Below are 16,028 nucleotides of genomic sequence, written 5' to 3'. Positions count from 1 at the left end.
CCCGTTTATGCCGTCGCGTTCGACGTCGCGCCGAGCGCGGCGTCGAACGCCTGTTGCAGCGCGTGTTGGTCGAGGTCTGCGCCGATCAGCACGAAGCGGCTCAACGCGCCGTCGCCATTTTCACCCGCTTGCCAGCGCCGGTCGAAGTAGCTGTCGAAGCGCCGGCCCACGCCCTGGATCAAGAGACGCATCGCCGCGCCCTGCAGTGCCGCGAAGCCTTTGACACGGTAAATCGTGTGGGTTTCGACGAGCGTCTGCAAGGCGGCGAGCGCCGCGTCGCGCGACGGTACGGATGCCTGCACGACGACCGAATCGAATTCATCGTGGTGATGATCGGGGTCGTCGGCGGAACCGTGGTGGTCATGACGCAGGTGGATCGTCTCTTCCGACGCCGCTTCGAGGCCCAGCAGCGTATGCAGGTCGAGCCGCCCGTGCTGCGCGCGCACGATCTTCACCTGCGGCGGAATCTCCGCGCGGATCGCGGCTTCGACCTCGTGCTGCCGGGCGTCGTCGATCAGATCGGTCTTGTTCAGAATCACCAGATCGGCCGCCGACAACTGGTCTTCGAACAGCTCGTGCAGCGGCGACTCGTGATCGAGATTCGGATCGGCCTTGCGCTGTGCATCGACGGCGAGCGGGTTATCGGCGAACTGGCCGCTCGCGGCGGCCGGGCCGTCCACCACCGTCACCACCGCATCGACCGTGAAGCCATTGCGGATCTGCGGCCAGTTGAACGCCTGCACGAGCGGCTTCGGCAACGCCAGGCCCGACGTTTCGATCAGCACGTGATCGAGTTCGTCGCGGCGCTCCGCGAGCTTTTCCATCACCGGGAAAAATTCTTCCTGCACGGTGCAGCACAAACAACCGTTCGCGAGTTCATACAATTGCCCTTCGGTCTCGACGCCGTTTTCATCGCAACCGATGCCGCAGCCCTTGAGGATTTCGCCGTCGATGCCGAGCTCGCCGAACTCGTTGACGATCACCGCGATGCGCTTGCCGCCCGCATGCTGAAGAATGTGCCGCAGCAGCGTGGTTTTGCCGCTGCCGAGAAAGCCCGTGACGATCGTGACGGGGATCTTGCGCAATTGAGTTTGCATCGTGAGGTCCATCCCTTGGCGTTGATCGGTATGCCGGAAAGTCCGCGCGTGGGTCCGCGTCGGCTGGCGAATGGAGCACGCGCAGCAGCACCAGCGATCACCAGACACGGGGACGAACGACGGCATGGCCGCGACAACGGAAATACAGAAAGCGGAACTGAGGTCATGAACGCGCCGCCGCATCCCCGCGGCGGTCGTTCTGCTTCTTTGGGCCGGTATCCGGGCTGGCGAAAGCGCCGCTTCCCCTTCCCGGCCGAGTGGTTTCTCGTCCAGTGGTGAAATGTCCACGCGACCTTGCGCGAGGACATCGAAGCCGGCACTGCGGTGCCCGGCTATCAAGCCGGAACCGCTTTTCGCTTACCGTTGCGGGGACAGCACAGGTTAGCCGCTCCAGAGCAGGTGGCTCCCTGTTTCCCGTTTAACTGCATGCGCACGAGCGCGCACGCGAGCACCCAAAGTGCGAGCGAGTGTAGGCCCGCGGACTTGCGCAGTCAAGCAACGCACCGAGCCGGAAAGCGCCGCCGAGGCTTATCCGGCAAGGCGCCATGTGCTATCGTATGCGCGCGTTTGGTGCCCGCACATGCGCTCGCGTGTGCAGTTAAACGGGAAACAGGCAGCGCCTCGCGCGTTCAACCTGTGCTGTCCCCGCAACGGTAAGCGACCTGCGGCGCGCGATTCGATTCGCCTTCGATTCCGACGTGCCGCGCATGCGTTTTTTGATGCCACTGTCCCGCGAATCCACAAACCGGGACGGGAAGGCGAAGCGCATGAGGCCGCCAGCCCGGATACCGGCCAGACGTGGAGGCGGTGCCGCATTGCATCCGTGCATCACGTGGCGCCGCCGGCCGCCGGAATCCGCGGGGAACGGATGTGAAGGCGTAGCAGCGCGGCATCGCGCGTGCCCGGATTCGCAGTTCCGCATGACCTCTATATTCACCGCCGCGCGCGCTGTCGCACGCCGCTTCTCTTCTTCCATCACCGCATGGCGCGCGCCATGCACGCCGCGATGACGCGCGCCTGGCTGATCGGCGCCGGTCCCGGCGACGTCGAACTGATCACGCTGAAGGCCACCCGTGCGCTCGCGCAGGCCGATGTCGTGCTCGTCGACGATCTGGTAAATCCCGACGTGCTGCAGTTCGCGCGCACCGACGCGCAAGTCGTGTACGTCGGCAAACGCGGCGGCCATCCGTCGACGCCGCAAGCCGACATCGTCGCGCAAATGCTCGGGCATCTGCGCGCGGGGCGCAGCGTCGCGCGGCTCAAGGGCGGCGATCCGTTCGTGTTCGGCCGCGGCGGCGAAGAGTTGCAGGCGCTACAGGCCGCGGGTATCGAAGTCGACGTGATCAACGGCATCACGGCCGGCATCGCGGCGCCCGCGGCGCTCGGTATCGCGGTCACGCATCGTGATCACGCGCAGGGCGTCGTGTTCGTCACCGGCCACGGCGCCGGCAGTGGCGAACCGGACTGGGCCGCGCTCGCCGCGACGCGCATGACGCTGGTGATCTACATGGGCATGCGCCGGCTCGGCGAGATCGCCCGCGCATTGCTCGCGGCCGGCATGTCCGCCGACACGCCGTGCGCGGCGATCGAGTCGGCGACGCGGCCTGAGCAGCGTCATGTGCTCGCGCCGCTTCGCGAGTTCGCCGAGGCGGTGGCGCGCGCGGGGCTCGGCTCGCCGGCGATCGTCGTGATCGGCGGTGTGGCGTCGCTCGCACTGGCGCGTGATGCGGCCAAACGCGAGGCCGGCGTTGCTCACGAACTGGCAGCGAGCGCGACACGACACGGACTCGGACGCGCGATCAAAACGCTGAGCGTCGGCATCGGTTGCCGCTTGCACAGCGAAGCCGCTGATATCGAAGCCGCCGTCCGCGCAGCGCTCGGATCGAATGCCTTCGAGCAGATCCGCGCGATCGCGACGATCGACACCAAAGCCAACGAAGCCGGTCTGCTCGAATTCTGCTCGCGTCATCAACTGCCGCTGCAACTGTTCAGCCGCGACCAGATCGCCGCGGTACCGGTCGCGTCGCCGTCGGCGGCGGCACACGCGCATCTCGGCGTCGATGGTGTGTGCGAGCCGTGCGCGCTGCTGGCGGCAACGGCGCCGGACTCCACCACAACCGCGCAAAACGCGCGTCTGATCGTACGCAAGACCGCGCACGCCGGCATCACGGTGGCGATCGCAGCGGCGAACGACGCTGCCCTTAGCGACGCGACCCCATCCCATCCCGCCTCTCAAAACCAGGACCCCCGATGAAAACCGATCCGGAATCGCATCAACGCATGACCGAACGCCGCCGCGAAGGCCACGAAAAGAAGCAGGCCGGCGCGACCGTCGAAAAAGGCCTGCTGATCGTCAACACCGGCACCGGCAAGGGCAAGAGCACGGCCGCGTTCGGCATGGCCGTGCGGGTGCTCGGCCACGGCATGCGGCTCGGCGTCGTGCAGTTCATCAAAGGCGCGCTGCATACGTCGGAGCGCGATTTCCTCGGCGCGATCGCCCAGTGCGATTTCGTCACGATGGGCGACGGCTACACGTGGAACACGCAGAACCGCGAGGCCGACATGGCGACCGCGCGCAAAGGCTGGAACGAAGCGCGGCGGATGATCGAAAGCGGCGACTACCAGATGGTGATCCTCGACGAGTTGAACACCGTGCTGAAGTACGAATACCTGCCGCTCGACGAAGTGCTCGCGGTGATCAACGCGCGTGCGCCGATGTTGCACGTCGTCGTGACCGGACGCCATGCGCCGGACGCGCTGATCGAAGCCGCCGACCTCGTCACCGAAATGCGCGCGATCAAGCATCCGTATCGCGAGCAAGGTGTGAAGGCGCAGCGCGGCGTGGAGTTCTGAGCGATGTCGGCGTCCCCCAACGGGGCTTCGTCCGGGACGCCCCCCAAGGAGACTTCCTTCGGGGCGTCCCCCCAAGGGACTTCCGTCGGGGCGTGCCCCGCGCTGTTCATTAGCGCGCCCGCGTCGGGACAAGGCAAAACCACGATCACCGCCGGTCTCGCGCGCTATCACCGGCGGCTCGGACGTCGCGTGCGCGTGTTCAAGACCGGACCGGATTTTCTCGATCCGATGATCCTCGCGCGCGCGAGCGCCGCGCCGGTGCTGTCGCTCGATCTGTGGATGGTCGGCGAAAGCGCATGCCGCAACCTGCTCGCGCGGGCGGCGCAAGAAGCCGATCTGATCCTGATCGAAGGCGTGATGGGCCTGTTCGACGGCACGCCGAGCAGCGCCGATCTGGCGATCACGTTCGGCGTGCCGGTGCTCGCGGTGATTTCCGCGCAGGCGATGGCGCAGACCTTCGGCGCGCTCGCATTCGGCCTTGCGCGCTTCAGACCACAACTGCCGTTCCACGGCGTGCTCGCGAATCGCGTCGGCTCCGCTCGGCACGCGCAGATGCTGCAGGAAGCGCTGCCGCCCGAGTTGCGCTGGTGCGGCCACCTCGCCGCGAGCGACGAGATCACGCTGCCTGACCGCCACCTCGGCCTACACCGGGCCGATGAAATCGACGATCTCGAAGCGCGCCTGGAACGCGCGGCGGATACGCTCGCGTCGACCGCGCTCGCCGAACTGCCGCCGCCGGTCGATTTCGGCGCGCCCTCGCCCGAAGTGCTGCCGCGTCTGCTCGAAGGCAAGCACATCGCGATCGCGCGCGACGCCGCGTTCTCGTTCATCTATCCGGCCAACGTCGCGCTGCTCGAAGCGCTCGGCGCGCGGCTCAGCTATTTCTCGCCGCTCGCCGACGAAGCGTTGCCCGCCGGCACACACGCGCTCTATCTGCCGGGCGGCTATCCCGAGTTGCATATGGCGACGCTCGCGGGCAACGTGAACAGCGCCGCATCGATCCGAGCGCACGTCGAGGCGGACAAACCGCTGGTCGCCGAATGCGGCGGCATGCTCTATCTGCTCGACACGCTGACCGACGCGCAAGGCACTAGCACGCCGATGCTGGGCCTGCTGCCCGGTCACGCGACGATGCAAACGCGCTTCACGTCGCTCGGCATGCAGCAGATCGATGGCGTCCACGGCACGCTGACCGGGCACACGTTCCACTACTCGAAACTCGCGACGCCGCTCGCGCCGCAGCGCTTCGCCACGCGCGCGCACAGCGACACGCCCGGCGAAGCGGTGTTCCGCGTGGGCCCGATTGTGGCAACCTATATGCACGCTTACTGGCCCTCCAACCCGGCTTTCACGGCCGCCCTCTTTCATGGCGAAACCTTTTGACGACTCCGAGCGCGATGCGGTCTATCGTGCGATTTACGAACGCCGCGACATGCGCCACTTCGTGCCCGATCCGGTCGATCCGGCGGTGCTGCGGCGTCTGCTCGACGCGGCGCATCACGCGCCGAGCGTCGGCTACATGCAGCCGTGGCGGATCGTGCGCATCACCGACGCGGCGCTGCGCACGGGCTTGCGCGACATCGTCGAGCGCGAACGGCTCGCCACCGCCGACGCGCTCGGCAAGCGCCGCGACGAGTTCATGAAGCTGAAGGTGGAAGGCATGCGCGAATGCGCGGAGCTGCTGGTGATCGCGTTGATGGACGGGCGCGAGCGACACGTCTTCGGCCGCCGCACGCTGCCGGAGATGGATCTCGCGTCGGTCGCGTGCGCGATCCAGAACATGTGGCTCGCTGCGCGCGCGGAAGGACTCGGGCTTGGTTGGGTGTCGCTATTCGATGTCGACGCGGTGCACCAGCTACTGGCGATGCCGGAAGGCGCGCGGCCGGTCGCGATTCTGTGCCTCGGCCACGTCGCTGCCTTCTATAGCGAGCCGATGCTCGAAACGGAGCGCTGGGCGAGCCGTCTGCCGCTCGCCGATTGCGTGTTCGAAAACCGCTGGCCGCGAGACGAGCCGGCGCAGGAATAACTGATACTCGCGGCCCCGGCGATCCGAGGCTGGGTTTTAACGTTGCAGCGGCTCCATCGAGTCGACGTTCGGCACACCGCTCGTCTTGTCGATGCTGAGCTTCACACGCCAGTCGGCCGGCGCATCGAACGGCAGCTTCGCGAGCGCGGTTTTGACGAGCAACGGCAGTGCATGCAGCGGGTCCGCATCGCGATCCATGAACACCGCGCCGACCTTGTAGCGCTCGGCGCCGCTCGCGTAGTCGAAAAAGCGCAGCGTCAGCGCGTGCTGATACTTGCGCCCAAACAACAGCGCGCCTGGACCGTCGCTGCCCGCGCCGCAATCGGCGGGCGCGCAATCCTCACCGCCGATGCCGATCGACGCCGGCCGCGTGCTATACGCCATCGACAGCAGATAATGCGCGGGCTTGCCCGCCGTATCGACGAACCCGTGTTTCGCCAACTCGTCGCGCAACAGCTTTTCGACTTGCGGATGGTCGGCGCTGTCGTCCTGCGGCTGCGTGCGCGCGAGCGAATAGGTCCGCTCGCCTTGCAGCGCAACGGCGCGGTCGGCGCCGTTAGCGGAGACGGTGTGCACCTCGGCGCTCAGGCCCGCGCAAGCGGTGAGGCTCGCCGCGGCCAGCGCGGCACAGAGATGAGCGATCTTTGCCATTTTTTGTTTTCTCTCTAGTACATCGAATACATCAAAGGCGCATCAGACGCGCGGTGCGATCGATTCGTCGAGGGGCGCGTCGTCGAGCGCGGGCAGCCAGATCGTGAAGGCCGTCCCCTCGCCGGGCGCGCTGACGACTTCGACGCTGCCACCGTGGCGCGTGACGACGGTTTTGACGAACGCCATGCCGAGTCCCGCCCCACCCACTTCCGGCCGCTCCGCCTCGTGAAAACGGCGAAAGCGCTCGAACAATCCCGCTTGCTGCTCCTCAGGAATGCCATAGCCCTGGTCGCGGATCGTGCACGACACGCGCGGCGCCTCGCTGCCCGCGCGCTTTGCCGCCGGCTGGCCAGCGAAGCTGCATACGATGCGCGTGTCGGGCGGACTGTACTTGACCGCGTTGTTCAGGATATTGACGAGCGCGCGTGTCATCAGCGAGCGGTCGGCACAGATCCAGGGATCGTCGTCGGCGTCGTCGCCGGATTCCGTATGCAGCGCGATGCGCTTCGCATGCGCCTGCGGCCAGACCTCGTCGCTCGCATCGATGACGAGTTCGGTCAGACTCAGCGGCTCGAGCACATAGGCCTGCGATTCGGCGCGGGCCAGTTGGACGAAGTCGTCGGCAAGCGTGAGCGCGCGTTGCGCGTAGCGTTCGATGCGCTCCAGCACGCTGCGCGCGAGCGCAGGCTCGGTCCGCGCGCGCTCGATCTCGACCAGCGCAATGATCGACGCCTGCGGCGAGCGCATGTCGTGCGACAGCAGCCGCAGCGCGTCTTCGCGCTGACGCTCGGCCGCATGGAGCGCCGACACGTCGACGAGACCGGCGATCCAGCCGGTCGTCTCGCCCTGCGCGTTGGTGCAGGTCGCATAGCGCAGCAGATGGTCGCGCTCGTTCGCGTCGCGCACCTCGACGCCCTGCGCCATCAGCGCCGCGAACTCGCCGCGCGTCGGATCGAGGAGCGCCGGCCAGTGCGCGTGCGCGGACAGATTGCGCTCGTTGTCGGTGGCCGCACCGGTGTCGATCGTCTTCACGAGCGTGAGACCGCCGAGCACGCTCTGCATCGGCTGGCCTTCGGGCATCGGCGCGCCTAGCCGAGCGAAATGCGCTTTCGCCGCGTGATTCGCGATCAGCACGACGCCGGCCACGTCGCTGACGAGAATCGGCTCCGGCACGCTATCGAGGCTGTCCCACACGAAACGCTTCATGTCCTGCACCCGTTGCGCGGCCTGCGCCATCAGCGCCATGTGCTGCGCGAGCACGTCGCCGCCGAACTCGCGGCGGCGCTTCGGCGTCGCGGGCAGCAGATGCGGCTCGTCGGCGAGACGTTGCAGTTCGCCGCGCAGATACGCCATCGTCATTTCGAGGCGTCGCCAGTTCCAGATCGGATAGACGATCACGACGCCGAGGATCGCCGGCACCGGCGAGATCCACAGCCTGCCGCCGTACAGCAGCAGCGCGCTGCCGGTCGCGGCGAGCAGCACCAGCGCGCCGGTCAGCAACAACGAGCGGCGCGGCGACAGCACGAGGAAGCCGGCGAGCAGCGCGGCGAGCGGCCCGAGCGCCGCCGCGAACACGACCCACAGCGCGACCGGCTGGATCTCGCGGCCGCTCAGCAGCGTGTCGAGCACGTTCGCGTGGATGTAGACGCCGGGCAGCGGACCGAGCTCGCCCGATACCGGTGTCGCGAAGCGGTCGTACAGACCCGACGCCGTCACGCCGATCACGACGATGCGCCCGCGCAACTGATCGGCCGGCACCTTGCCGGCGAGCACGTCGGCGAAACTGAGCTTCGGGTAGTTCGCGGCGTTCGGGCCGAACGGAATCAGGAAGCGCTCTTCGCCGCCGTCGTCGCTGCCGCGTGCGGGCTCGTTCGAGGGGCGCGGCGGCAGGCCGCCGCGCAGATGCAGCTTGCCGTGTTCGACCGCGTCGGCGACGAGCACCGTCAGTTGCGGCCAGCGCGAGCGCTCGTCGCCCTGGAAGCGCGCGACGCTGCGCACGATGCCGTCGCTGTCCACTTCGAAATTGATGTGACCGAGCCCGGCAGCAGCCTGCGCGAGCGGCGCGACGGGTTCATCGACGGTGCGCTTGCCGCTCGCATCGGGCGGCGTCAGCAGCACGGGCAGATAGGTCGGGCTCAGCGCGATTGCGTGGGCAAGCTGGGCGTCGTCGACATTGGGCTCGGTGAACAGCACGTCGTAGATCACCGCGGCGGGTCTGGCCGCGGCGATCTGCTCGAGCAGCCGCGCGTGCACGCTGCGCGGCCATGGCCAGCGGCCGAGCGCGTCGATGCTCGCGTTGTCGATCTCGACGACGACGATGTCGGACAGCCGCGGCTGCTCGCGCAGCTTCAGAAACTGGTCGTACACCAGCAGATCGATGCCGGCGCCGACATGCCCGAACGACGTCAGCAGGATCACCACGAGACCGAGACAGCCAACGCTGACCCACTCGATCAGAAAGCGCCGGCCCGCCCGCCGTCCGAGACGGGCGCGCGGATCGAGGCTCATTCGCGTAGAAGTGGCGGGCACGGGACGATGTAGTCGGGAACGGGAGGACGGACCGGCCAGCAGGCCGGCCCCGAGAATCTACCAGCGTCAGCGCGCAAGCGTAAAGGAGCGGACCGGACTGCTCTTTTCGTAGAAGCGGCCGTTGTCGAACTGCTCGGCGACGATCGTCCAGTAGTAGACGCCCGGAGGCAGATCGCTGATCACGAGTTCGCCGCCCGGCAGATCGGGGCGATCGATTACCGGATGGCTCAGTTCGGCCGTGTTCGCGAGCAGGAAGCGGAAACGGGTCGGCACGTTGCTGCGGCTGACGAACCAGCGGAACTCGTAGTCGCGGCTACCCGCGCGCTGCGCGGCCGAAGCGTCCAGCCCCAACTGGCGGCGCTCGAACGCATACACGTTCGGCAGGCCGTCGAGACCGTTGCTATCGGTCGACGCGACGCGCACGAAGTACGTGCCGTCGGGCAGATCGCCGAAGTCGGCATGCGGCGCGCTCACGCGCAGGTCTCGCACCAGGTCCAGTTGATCGGCGTCGTGCGAAATCTGCAGCCGATAGCCGACCGCGTGCTCGGCCGGGTTGACGTCGAACGCGACGCTCTTGCCGTCCTGCACGCGCGCCGGCCGCGCGAGCGCGGGTGCGGGCAACAGTTGGACCGGACTGCCGACCGCGCCGCCCGAGTGCGTGACGTTGCCGAAGCTTGCCTTGACCAGCTGCTCGGACGCCTGCAACGGCCTGCCTGGCGCCGGCGCGGCGCTCTGGCCATGCTGCGCGGCCGGATCGACGCCGACCGCGCCGTCGAGCACCGCCACCGCGGTGGTTTGCGTGTCGCCGTCGTAATCGACGCGGAAACGCGTGCCGCGCACCCCGGCGACCACCGAAGGCGAACGGATCTGGAAGCGATCATCGCGTCGCTTCGCATGCGTGACCTGGCTCTCGACCTCGCCGGCGCGCAGCTCAAAGATGCGATCGACGACGCCGGTCAGCGTGACGTGCCGCAGTCTCTCGATATTGAGTTCGCCGTTCTGCGCGACCGTCACGTATGAGCCGCCGGGCAGCTCGAGCGTCGCGAACCCGTTCGCGCCGGTACGCAAGCGATCGCCTTCGGCCAGCGTTTCACCGGTTTTCAGCGGCAGATAGGGGCTCGAGTCGAACGCGTGCTCGACCGGACCGCTGGTCGCGACCACGCGAGCCGTGTCCCGATCCTGGCGCAGCCTTCGGGACGGCAAACGCAGCACGATGCCGGCCGCCATGCGGCGCGGCGCGGGCACGTGATTGAGGCTGCTCAACAGCGCCCAGTCGGTCGGATCGGCCATGTAGCGGGCGGCGATGTCATACAGCGTGTCGCCCTCGTGCGTCGTGTACGAAGCGTAGACCGGCGACGCCTTCGCTCCGGTCTTGCCGCGCGCGGGCTGCGCGTGCGCGAGCGCGCTCCAGCCGGTCGCGCCCGTTGCAATCAGACAGGCCGCGGCAAGCCACGCGGCGGCGCGGCAGCCGGGCATGGCGGCGCTGCCCGATGCCGCCCCATCCACGCAGACCGTCACGCTTCCCCCGCGTCTTCAGTGGGTTCGTCGTCGGCGGCCGGTGGCGTGCCGGTTTCGATCCGCTCGAGGCGGTAGCCATAGCCGTAGATCGGCGTGAGCCGATAACCGTGCTCGGGGCGCAGACCGAGCTTGCTGCGCAACATCGACACATGAGTGTCCATCGTGCGCGACGGGATGTCCGTGGCCTGCTTCCAGATCACGTCGAGAATGTGTGCGCGCGACAACGGCCGGCTCATATGCTGGAACAGCAGCAGCGCGAGTTCGAACTCTTTCTGCGTGACGGAGACCGGGGTGCCGCGGACCACGACGTGCTTGACGCTCAGGTCGAACTCGAAGTCGCCGAATACTTCCCTCGTTGCCGGCGGCTTCAGGTAATACGCGCGCCGCAGCAGCGAACCAACCCGCGCGAGCAGCACGGCGCCCGACACGGGCTTGACGAGATAGTCGTCGGCACCGGTATTCAGAATCGAAGTGATGTCGGTTTCGCGGCCGCGGCTCGTCATGAACAGCACCGGCAGGCGCTCGGACAGGCTTTCGCGCACCCAGCGAAGCACTTCTTCGCCGGACATGTCGGGAACGTTCCAGTCGAGCACGAGCAGATCGAACGTCTGACGACGCAACTGGCGCACGAGTTCGCGCCCTGCGCCATACGCGTGACAGACGTGTCCAGCGGCGGACAGCGTTTGACATACAAGGTCGGCCTGAGCCGAATCATCATCGAGGACTGCAATTCTCATAACACCCCACAACGCAACAGCGCCTTCATGGCTGACGGCCGATATACCGGCTGACGACCGGGATGACGGCGCAGCACCGCCGATCCGGCTTCCCAAAAAATTCCGGCTGTTACTTTCTGATTAATGGTCCCTCGCCGTACCCCGCCATGACGCTGCTTTCATGAAACGGAAATCAGCGCATAGATGTAATTTCCATAGCGATTATGCAGGGCAGATCATGATAATCGAAAACCTTCTTTCTTCCCGTTTGCCGTATACCGGCAATCCGTCGCGAAAAACCCTAATCAGAAACGGCTGACGCGCTTTTCCGGTTTTTCTGGTCTGCCACCACTAGCCGGCGCCGGAAGGAAGTGACACTGCGGACGGAAGATCCTTGCTGGAGCGGCTTTTTGACCACGCTCGCTTATCGGTTTTAAGATTCCTTTCAGGTACTCTTATTTAACAATTGCGTGTTCAGTATAAGAATAATCTCAAAATAAATCGTTTAAACATTGTTAGATTTTGTCCCGGTCGAGTTGTCATTCGAGGCAGTCGGCTTGACTGCTTCACATTGTTGGCCGAGCGATGACGCGCCGCGAGACGGACCGTCAGCGGGTGATGCGCAGCGTTAGGGCCGCGGCAAAAAAAAATGCGGCGCTGCCCCTGTCGAAGCAACGCCGCCACAAACACTACACACGCTCGCCGGGGTCTAACCGCACGAGTAACGTCACGTTAGCCCGCGGAAAAGCCGTGCTCAAGATGAAAGAACTTCCTTTGTAACCGTTGGCGAAGTAGTTATTACGCGCCGCACCAGCGCGCGCGACGCGCAAGTCCTACACAGCGCGACTTCGAAATTGGTATGAGTTGAAGTCCCCATCGACGGTAATTTACATACACAGACGCTTTGTTACAGTGTGGCCCCCATTGGCGTTGCTGCGGCGCGTCAGATTTCCCCCTTGCGTGTCTGCGTGGCCCGTCTGCGTTGCCTCGTTCGGTCGCTTGCCCGCGCGTTCAACGCGCGCCTTCGATGTCCGGCATAGGCGCGAACAGCGCGTCGAGATCGTCGTCCGAGAACTTTGCGGCGCCGGCCGGATCTTCCGCGAGAATGCTGTCGGCGAGCCCGGCCTTGTGCTCCTGCAACGCGACGATCTTTTCCTCGATGCTGCCGGCCGCGATCAACTTGTACACGAATACCGGCTTGTCCTGTCCCAGCCGATGCGCGCGGTCGGTCGCCTGGTTCTCGGCGGCCGGGTTCCACCACGGGTCGTAGTGGATCACCGTGTCGGCGGCGGTCAGGTTCAGCCCCACGCCGCCGGCCTTCAGGCTGATCAGGAACAGCGGCACCTCGCCCTGCTGGAACCGCTCGACCGGGCTCACGCGATCGGCCGTGTCGCCCGTCAGCATGACGTACGGGATCGCGGCTTCGTCGAGTGCCTCGGCGATCAACGCGAGCATGCCGGTGAACTGCGAGAACAGCAGCACGCGGCGTCCCTCCTCGATCAGCTCGGGCAGCATCGACAGCAGCAGATCGAGCTTGGCCGAGCGCATCGCGCGCTCGCCGCCGCCCGTGGCAGCGCCGTCCGCGATACCGCTGGCGGTGCGCACGAGCCGTGGATCGCAGCACACCTGGCGCAGCTTCAGCAACGCATCGAGCACGATGATGTGGCTGCGCGCGAGCCCCTGCGCGCTGACCGCCGCGCGCACCTTCTGCTGCATCGCGGTGCGCACGGTTTCGTACAGGTCGCGCTGCGCGCCTTCGAGATCGACCGGACACACGATCGTCGTCTTCGGCGGCAGTTCCTTCGCGACCTCGTCCTTGCGACGGCGCAGCATGAACGGCCGGATGCGGCGCGCGAGCAACGCGCGGCGCACGTCGTCGCCGTTCTTTTCGATCGGATTGCGCCAGCGTCGCGTGAAGTCCTTCTGGCTGCCGAGAAAGCCCGGCAGCAGAAAAATCGAATTGCGACCACAGCTCGCCGAGATGATTCTCGAGCGGCGTGCCCGTCAGGCCCAGCCGATGCCGCGCCCGCAAGCCGCGAATCGCCTGGGCGGCTTTGGTGGTCGCGTTCTTCACGTACTGCGCCTCATCGAGAATCAGCAGATGATAGTCGTGCTCGGCGAGCACCTTCTGATCGCGCCACAACAGCGCGTAAGTGGTCAGGATCAGCTCGGCTTCGCCGATCTGCTGGAAACGCTCCTTTCTCTGCGGCCCGTTCAGCACCAGCACTTTCAGCTCCGGCGCAAAGCGGCGCGTTTCCTCGCGCCAGTTGTGCACGAGCGTGGTCGGCACGACGATCAGCGCGGGATGCGTGAGCCGCCCCGCTTCCTTCTCGGCGAGAACGTGCGCGAGCGTCTGCACGGTTTTGCCGAGGCCCATGTCGTCGGCGAGCACGCCGGCCAGATCCTGTTCGCGCAGGAACTGCATCCAGTTCAGGCCCTGGTGCTGGTACCCGCGCAGCTCGGCCTTCAGCCCGCGCGGCACCGGCACTTCGCGCAGGCCCGGACCGGCTTGCAGACGGCGTGCGAGCTCGCGGATCGAATCGTCGCCGCTGAACTGCCAGCGGCCGGTGTCGTGCAGCGCATCGAGGCGACCCGCATCGACCGCGGGCACGCGCAGAGGCGCGCCTTCGGCAAGCGCGCCGCCGAGCGAATCGAACAGATCGACCAGCACGCGCACCACCGGCTTCAGACGATCGGCGCGCAACCGCAGGCGCTTGTTCTCCTCGGTCTTCAGCTCGATCGGCTCGTCGTCTCGAATACGCTCCAGCGCGCCAGAGAGCCAGCGCCGGTCGCGCCGGAACAGATCGGCCAGCAGTGGTTCGAGCCGCACGTTGCGCTCGCCGACGCGAATGCCCATCTCCAGATCGAACCAGCCGTCGCCGGCCTGCTGCGCGGTGCCGTCGATCGCGTCGATCTCGATCACGTTGTAGCGGAACTCGGGCGCCATCGTCACGCGCCAGCCCTTCGCGACCAGATCCGGCACCGCGTCGTTGACGAACTCGGACCACGCGTCGGTGTCGGGCAGACCGAGCATGGTGTCGGGCAACAGACGCGACGCATGCAGGTTGCGCGTCGGCACCTTTTGCAGACCGGTCTTGCGCAATTCCAGCAGACGCTTTTTCTCGGCGTCGTAGCGCCGGCGGATGTGAATCACGTCGCCGCCCGGCAGCGGCACCAGCGTCACGCTGCTGTCGGCGTTGATGCTGACACCGTCGTAGTCGAAGCTCGCGGCGGCCAGTTCTACCGCGGCGGACTTGCGCTCCGCGGCCTTCGCGGCCTTCGCGGTTTTCGCGGTTTTTGCCGTTTTGATGCCCTTCCCCGCGCCGGGCAGCGCATGGCTGTTCAGCGTCAGCACCGGCACCGGTTCGACGTCGATCACCCGAATCGCGGGCGCGTCGTGGGTCGGCGGCAGCGGCAGCTCGGGCGCGATCTCGCGCAGCACCGACGCGACGAGCGGCGCCTCGGCGAGCGAGATCGGCGGCATCGCGAGGTAGTCGGGCAGTTGCTGGAACGGCAGCGACAGTGGCACGACGCCCGCCTCGTTGGCGACGCCGTCCACGTACCAGACCGGCTCGGTCGGCAGCACCATGCTCGCGCGCGGTTCGGTGCGCAGTACCGGACGCAGGCGCTCGTCGGCGAGCGGCTCCCATTCGATGCGCCCGAGGCGGTCGGCGGCGCGCGCGAGCGGCGTCGGTCCGGCGTGGCCCGGCGCGATCCCGAAGTCGAAGAACAGGCGCCCGGTCGCGATCAGCTTCTGCAGCGTTTCCGCGCCACTCGTGCCACGCAGCACGAACTGGCCCAGGTCCTCGCGCGAGCGACCGAGCCATAGGCCGCGGAGGATCGACAGGTCTTCGTCGGACACGAAGCGCGGCTGCCTGAGCAGCGCGCCTTCGACGTCGCCCCAGCTGTCGCCGACTTCGACGATCACGCCGTCCGCGTCGCAACGCGCGCGATGCAGCACGACTTCGTGGCGCATATGAAAACGCGACCAGTTGAGCCGATAGGCGAGCGTTTCCTTGCGCGTGGCGACGACCTTCCGGGCGGCGTCTTTTCCGGCGGCGTCGGCCGCGCGGGCGCGCGCGCGAAAACGCTCGAGCCAGCTGACCAGTTCGGGTCGCACACCTTGAGATGAAGAGGGAGACGGTGATGGCGCCGGCGGCGCGCCCGGCACCGTAATCCGTCGCGCGATGAACACCTCCGACGTCGCCGGGTCACTGTCGTCCTCGACCTGCGTGATGTGATCCATCTCGTCGTGGTAGTCGAGTTCCGCGAGCAGCAGCGCCGCGACGTGCTTGCAGTTGCGGCCGACCGGGCACGTGCATTTGCCTTCGGCCGACGGCGACCCGCCATCGGTACGAAAGCGAACCCGTGTCAGGTACGGCCGCGGCTGCGAGCCCTGCACGTCGCCCGACAGCGTGTCTCCCTGCCATTTGACGTTGCTGACCGCGCCCACCGAGCGCGCCTTGGCGACGGTGCGCTCACCGAGCCATTGCGCAATCCTTTCCCGATCGAAGAAAACTGATGACATCCGCGTGCATTCCTGTTCAAACCGGCGAAGGCAAGCGCGCGTGGACCATGACGGGGCGCCGCGCGACGCCCGGCCGATTCTGTCCAGTTGCGATTTGCCAGTGATAACCG

At 66.8% G+C, this 16,028-nt stretch carries 9 protein-coding genes, 2 pseudogenes and 2 riboswitches; of the genes and pseudogenes, 5 read left to right on the top strand and 6 right to left on the bottom strand.

The window, feature by feature from the left end:
- Positions 1-5 precede the first annotated feature (5 nt).
- The gene (cobW, locus tag OKW29_RS11700; protein ID WP_429291143.1) at positions 6-1,097 is read right to left on the bottom strand and encodes a cobalamin biosynthesis protein CobW; all 1,092 of its coding nucleotides are present in this window, start codon (positions 1,095-1,097) and stop codon (positions 6-8) included.
- Positions 1,098-1,290: 193 nt separating this feature from the next.
- Positions 1,291-1,568, bottom strand: a riboswitch (cobalamin riboswitch).
- Positions 1,569-1,648: 80 nt separating this feature from the next.
- Positions 1,649-1,908, top strand: a riboswitch (cobalamin riboswitch).
- Positions 1,909-2,103: 195 nt separating this feature from the next.
- Between cobW and cobA the strand changes: the two are divergent.
- From cobA to bluB, 5 genes and pseudogenes are all read left to right on the top strand, one after another.
- Positions 2,104-2,829, top strand: a pseudogene (gene cobA / locus OKW29_RS11695) (uroporphyrinogen-III C-methyltransferase); the annotation flags it as partial.
- On the top strand, positions 2,812-3,351 hold the full coding sequence (locus tag OKW29_RS11690; RefSeq protein WP_429292490.1) for a cobalamin biosynthesis protein: 540 nt from the start codon (positions 2,812-2,814) through the stop codon (positions 3,349-3,351). The pseudogene cobA and the gene OKW29_RS11690, both read left to right, overlap by 18 nt.
- Positions 3,348-3,950: a cob(I)yrinic acid a,c-diamide adenosyltransferase gene (cobO, locus tag OKW29_RS11685; RefSeq protein WP_090805916.1), complete on the top strand. Its 603-nt coding sequence runs from the start codon at positions 3,348-3,350 to the stop codon at positions 3,948-3,950. Before OKW29_RS11690 ends, cobO begins: the two co-directional genes overlap by 4 nt.
- 3 nt (positions 3,951-3,953) lie before the next feature.
- Positions 3,954-5,333, top strand: a complete 1,380-nt coding sequence (locus OKW29_RS11680; RefSeq protein ID WP_429291142.1) for a cobyrinate a,c-diamide synthase — start codon at positions 3,954-3,956, stop codon at positions 5,331-5,333.
- Positions 5,317-5,976 carry a 5,6-dimethylbenzimidazole synthase gene (gene bluB, locus OKW29_RS11675; protein WP_429291141.1) on the top strand — a complete coding sequence of 220 codons (660 nt, stop codon included), beginning with the start codon at positions 5,317-5,319 and terminating at the stop codon, positions 5,974-5,976. Before OKW29_RS11680 ends, bluB begins: the two co-directional genes overlap by 17 nt.
- A 36-nt stretch (positions 5,977-6,012) precedes the next feature.
- Here bluB and OKW29_RS11670 read toward each other — a convergent pair whose 3' ends face one another.
- From OKW29_RS11670 to OKW29_RS11650, 5 genes and pseudogenes are all read right to left on the bottom strand, one after another.
- Positions 6,013-6,627, bottom strand: a complete 615-nt coding sequence (locus OKW29_RS11670; protein ID WP_429291140.1) for a DUF4136 domain-containing protein — start codon at positions 6,625-6,627, stop codon at positions 6,013-6,015.
- A 42-nt stretch (positions 6,628-6,669) separates the two neighbouring features.
- A complete protein-coding gene (locus OKW29_RS11665; protein ID WP_429291139.1) occupies positions 6,670-9,156 on the bottom strand; it encodes a CHASE2 domain-containing protein in 2,487 nt (828 codons plus the stop codon).
- A 66-nt stretch (positions 9,157-9,222) separates the two neighbouring features.
- Complete coding sequence (locus OKW29_RS11660) at positions 9,223-10,674, bottom strand: FecR domain-containing protein (protein WP_429291138.1); 1,452 nt, start codon at positions 10,672-10,674, stop codon at positions 9,223-9,225.
- Positions 10,671-11,411, bottom strand: coding sequence for a response regulator transcription factor (locus OKW29_RS11655; RefSeq protein WP_429291137.1), 741 nt, complete (start codon positions 11,409-11,411; stop codon positions 10,671-10,673). The genes OKW29_RS11660 and OKW29_RS11655 overlap by 4 nt, the downstream gene beginning before the upstream one ends.
- 990 nt (positions 11,412-12,401) lie before the next feature.
- Positions 12,402-15,918, bottom strand: a pseudogene (locus tag OKW29_RS11650) (SNF2-related protein).
- Positions 15,919-16,028: the final 110 nt, after the last annotated feature.

This window comes from Paraburkholderia sp. CI3, assembly GCF_050436505.1.
In the GTDB taxonomy this organism is placed as follows: Bacteria; Pseudomonadota; Gammaproteobacteria; order Burkholderiales; family Burkholderiaceae; genus Paraburkholderia; species Paraburkholderia tuberum.
Note: the sequence above shows the minus strand (reverse complement) of the source record. Positions and strands in the feature narration are given on the sequence as shown.

Coding starts and splice junctions, on each gene's coding strand:
- OKW29_RS11680 (WP_429291142.1), top strand. CDS start 3,954: ATGTCGGCGTCCCCCAACGGGGCTTCGTCCGGGACGCCCCCCAAGGAG.
- cobO (WP_090805916.1), top strand. CDS start 3,348: ATGAAAACCGATCCGGAATCGCATCAACGCATGACCGAACGCCGCCGC.
- cobW (WP_429291143.1), bottom strand. CDS start 1,097: ATGCAAACTCAATTGCGCAAGATCCCCGTCACGATCGTCACGGGCTTT.
- bluB (WP_429291141.1), top strand. CDS start 5,317: ATGGCGAAACCTTTTGACGACTCCGAGCGCGATGCGGTCTATCGTGCG.
- OKW29_RS11655 (WP_429291137.1), bottom strand. CDS start 11,411: ATGAGAATTGCAGTCCTCGATGATGATTCGGCTCAGGCCGACCTTGTA.
- OKW29_RS11670 (WP_429291140.1), bottom strand. CDS start 6,627: ATGGCAAAGATCGCTCATCTCTGTGCCGCGCTGGCCGCGGCGAGCCTC.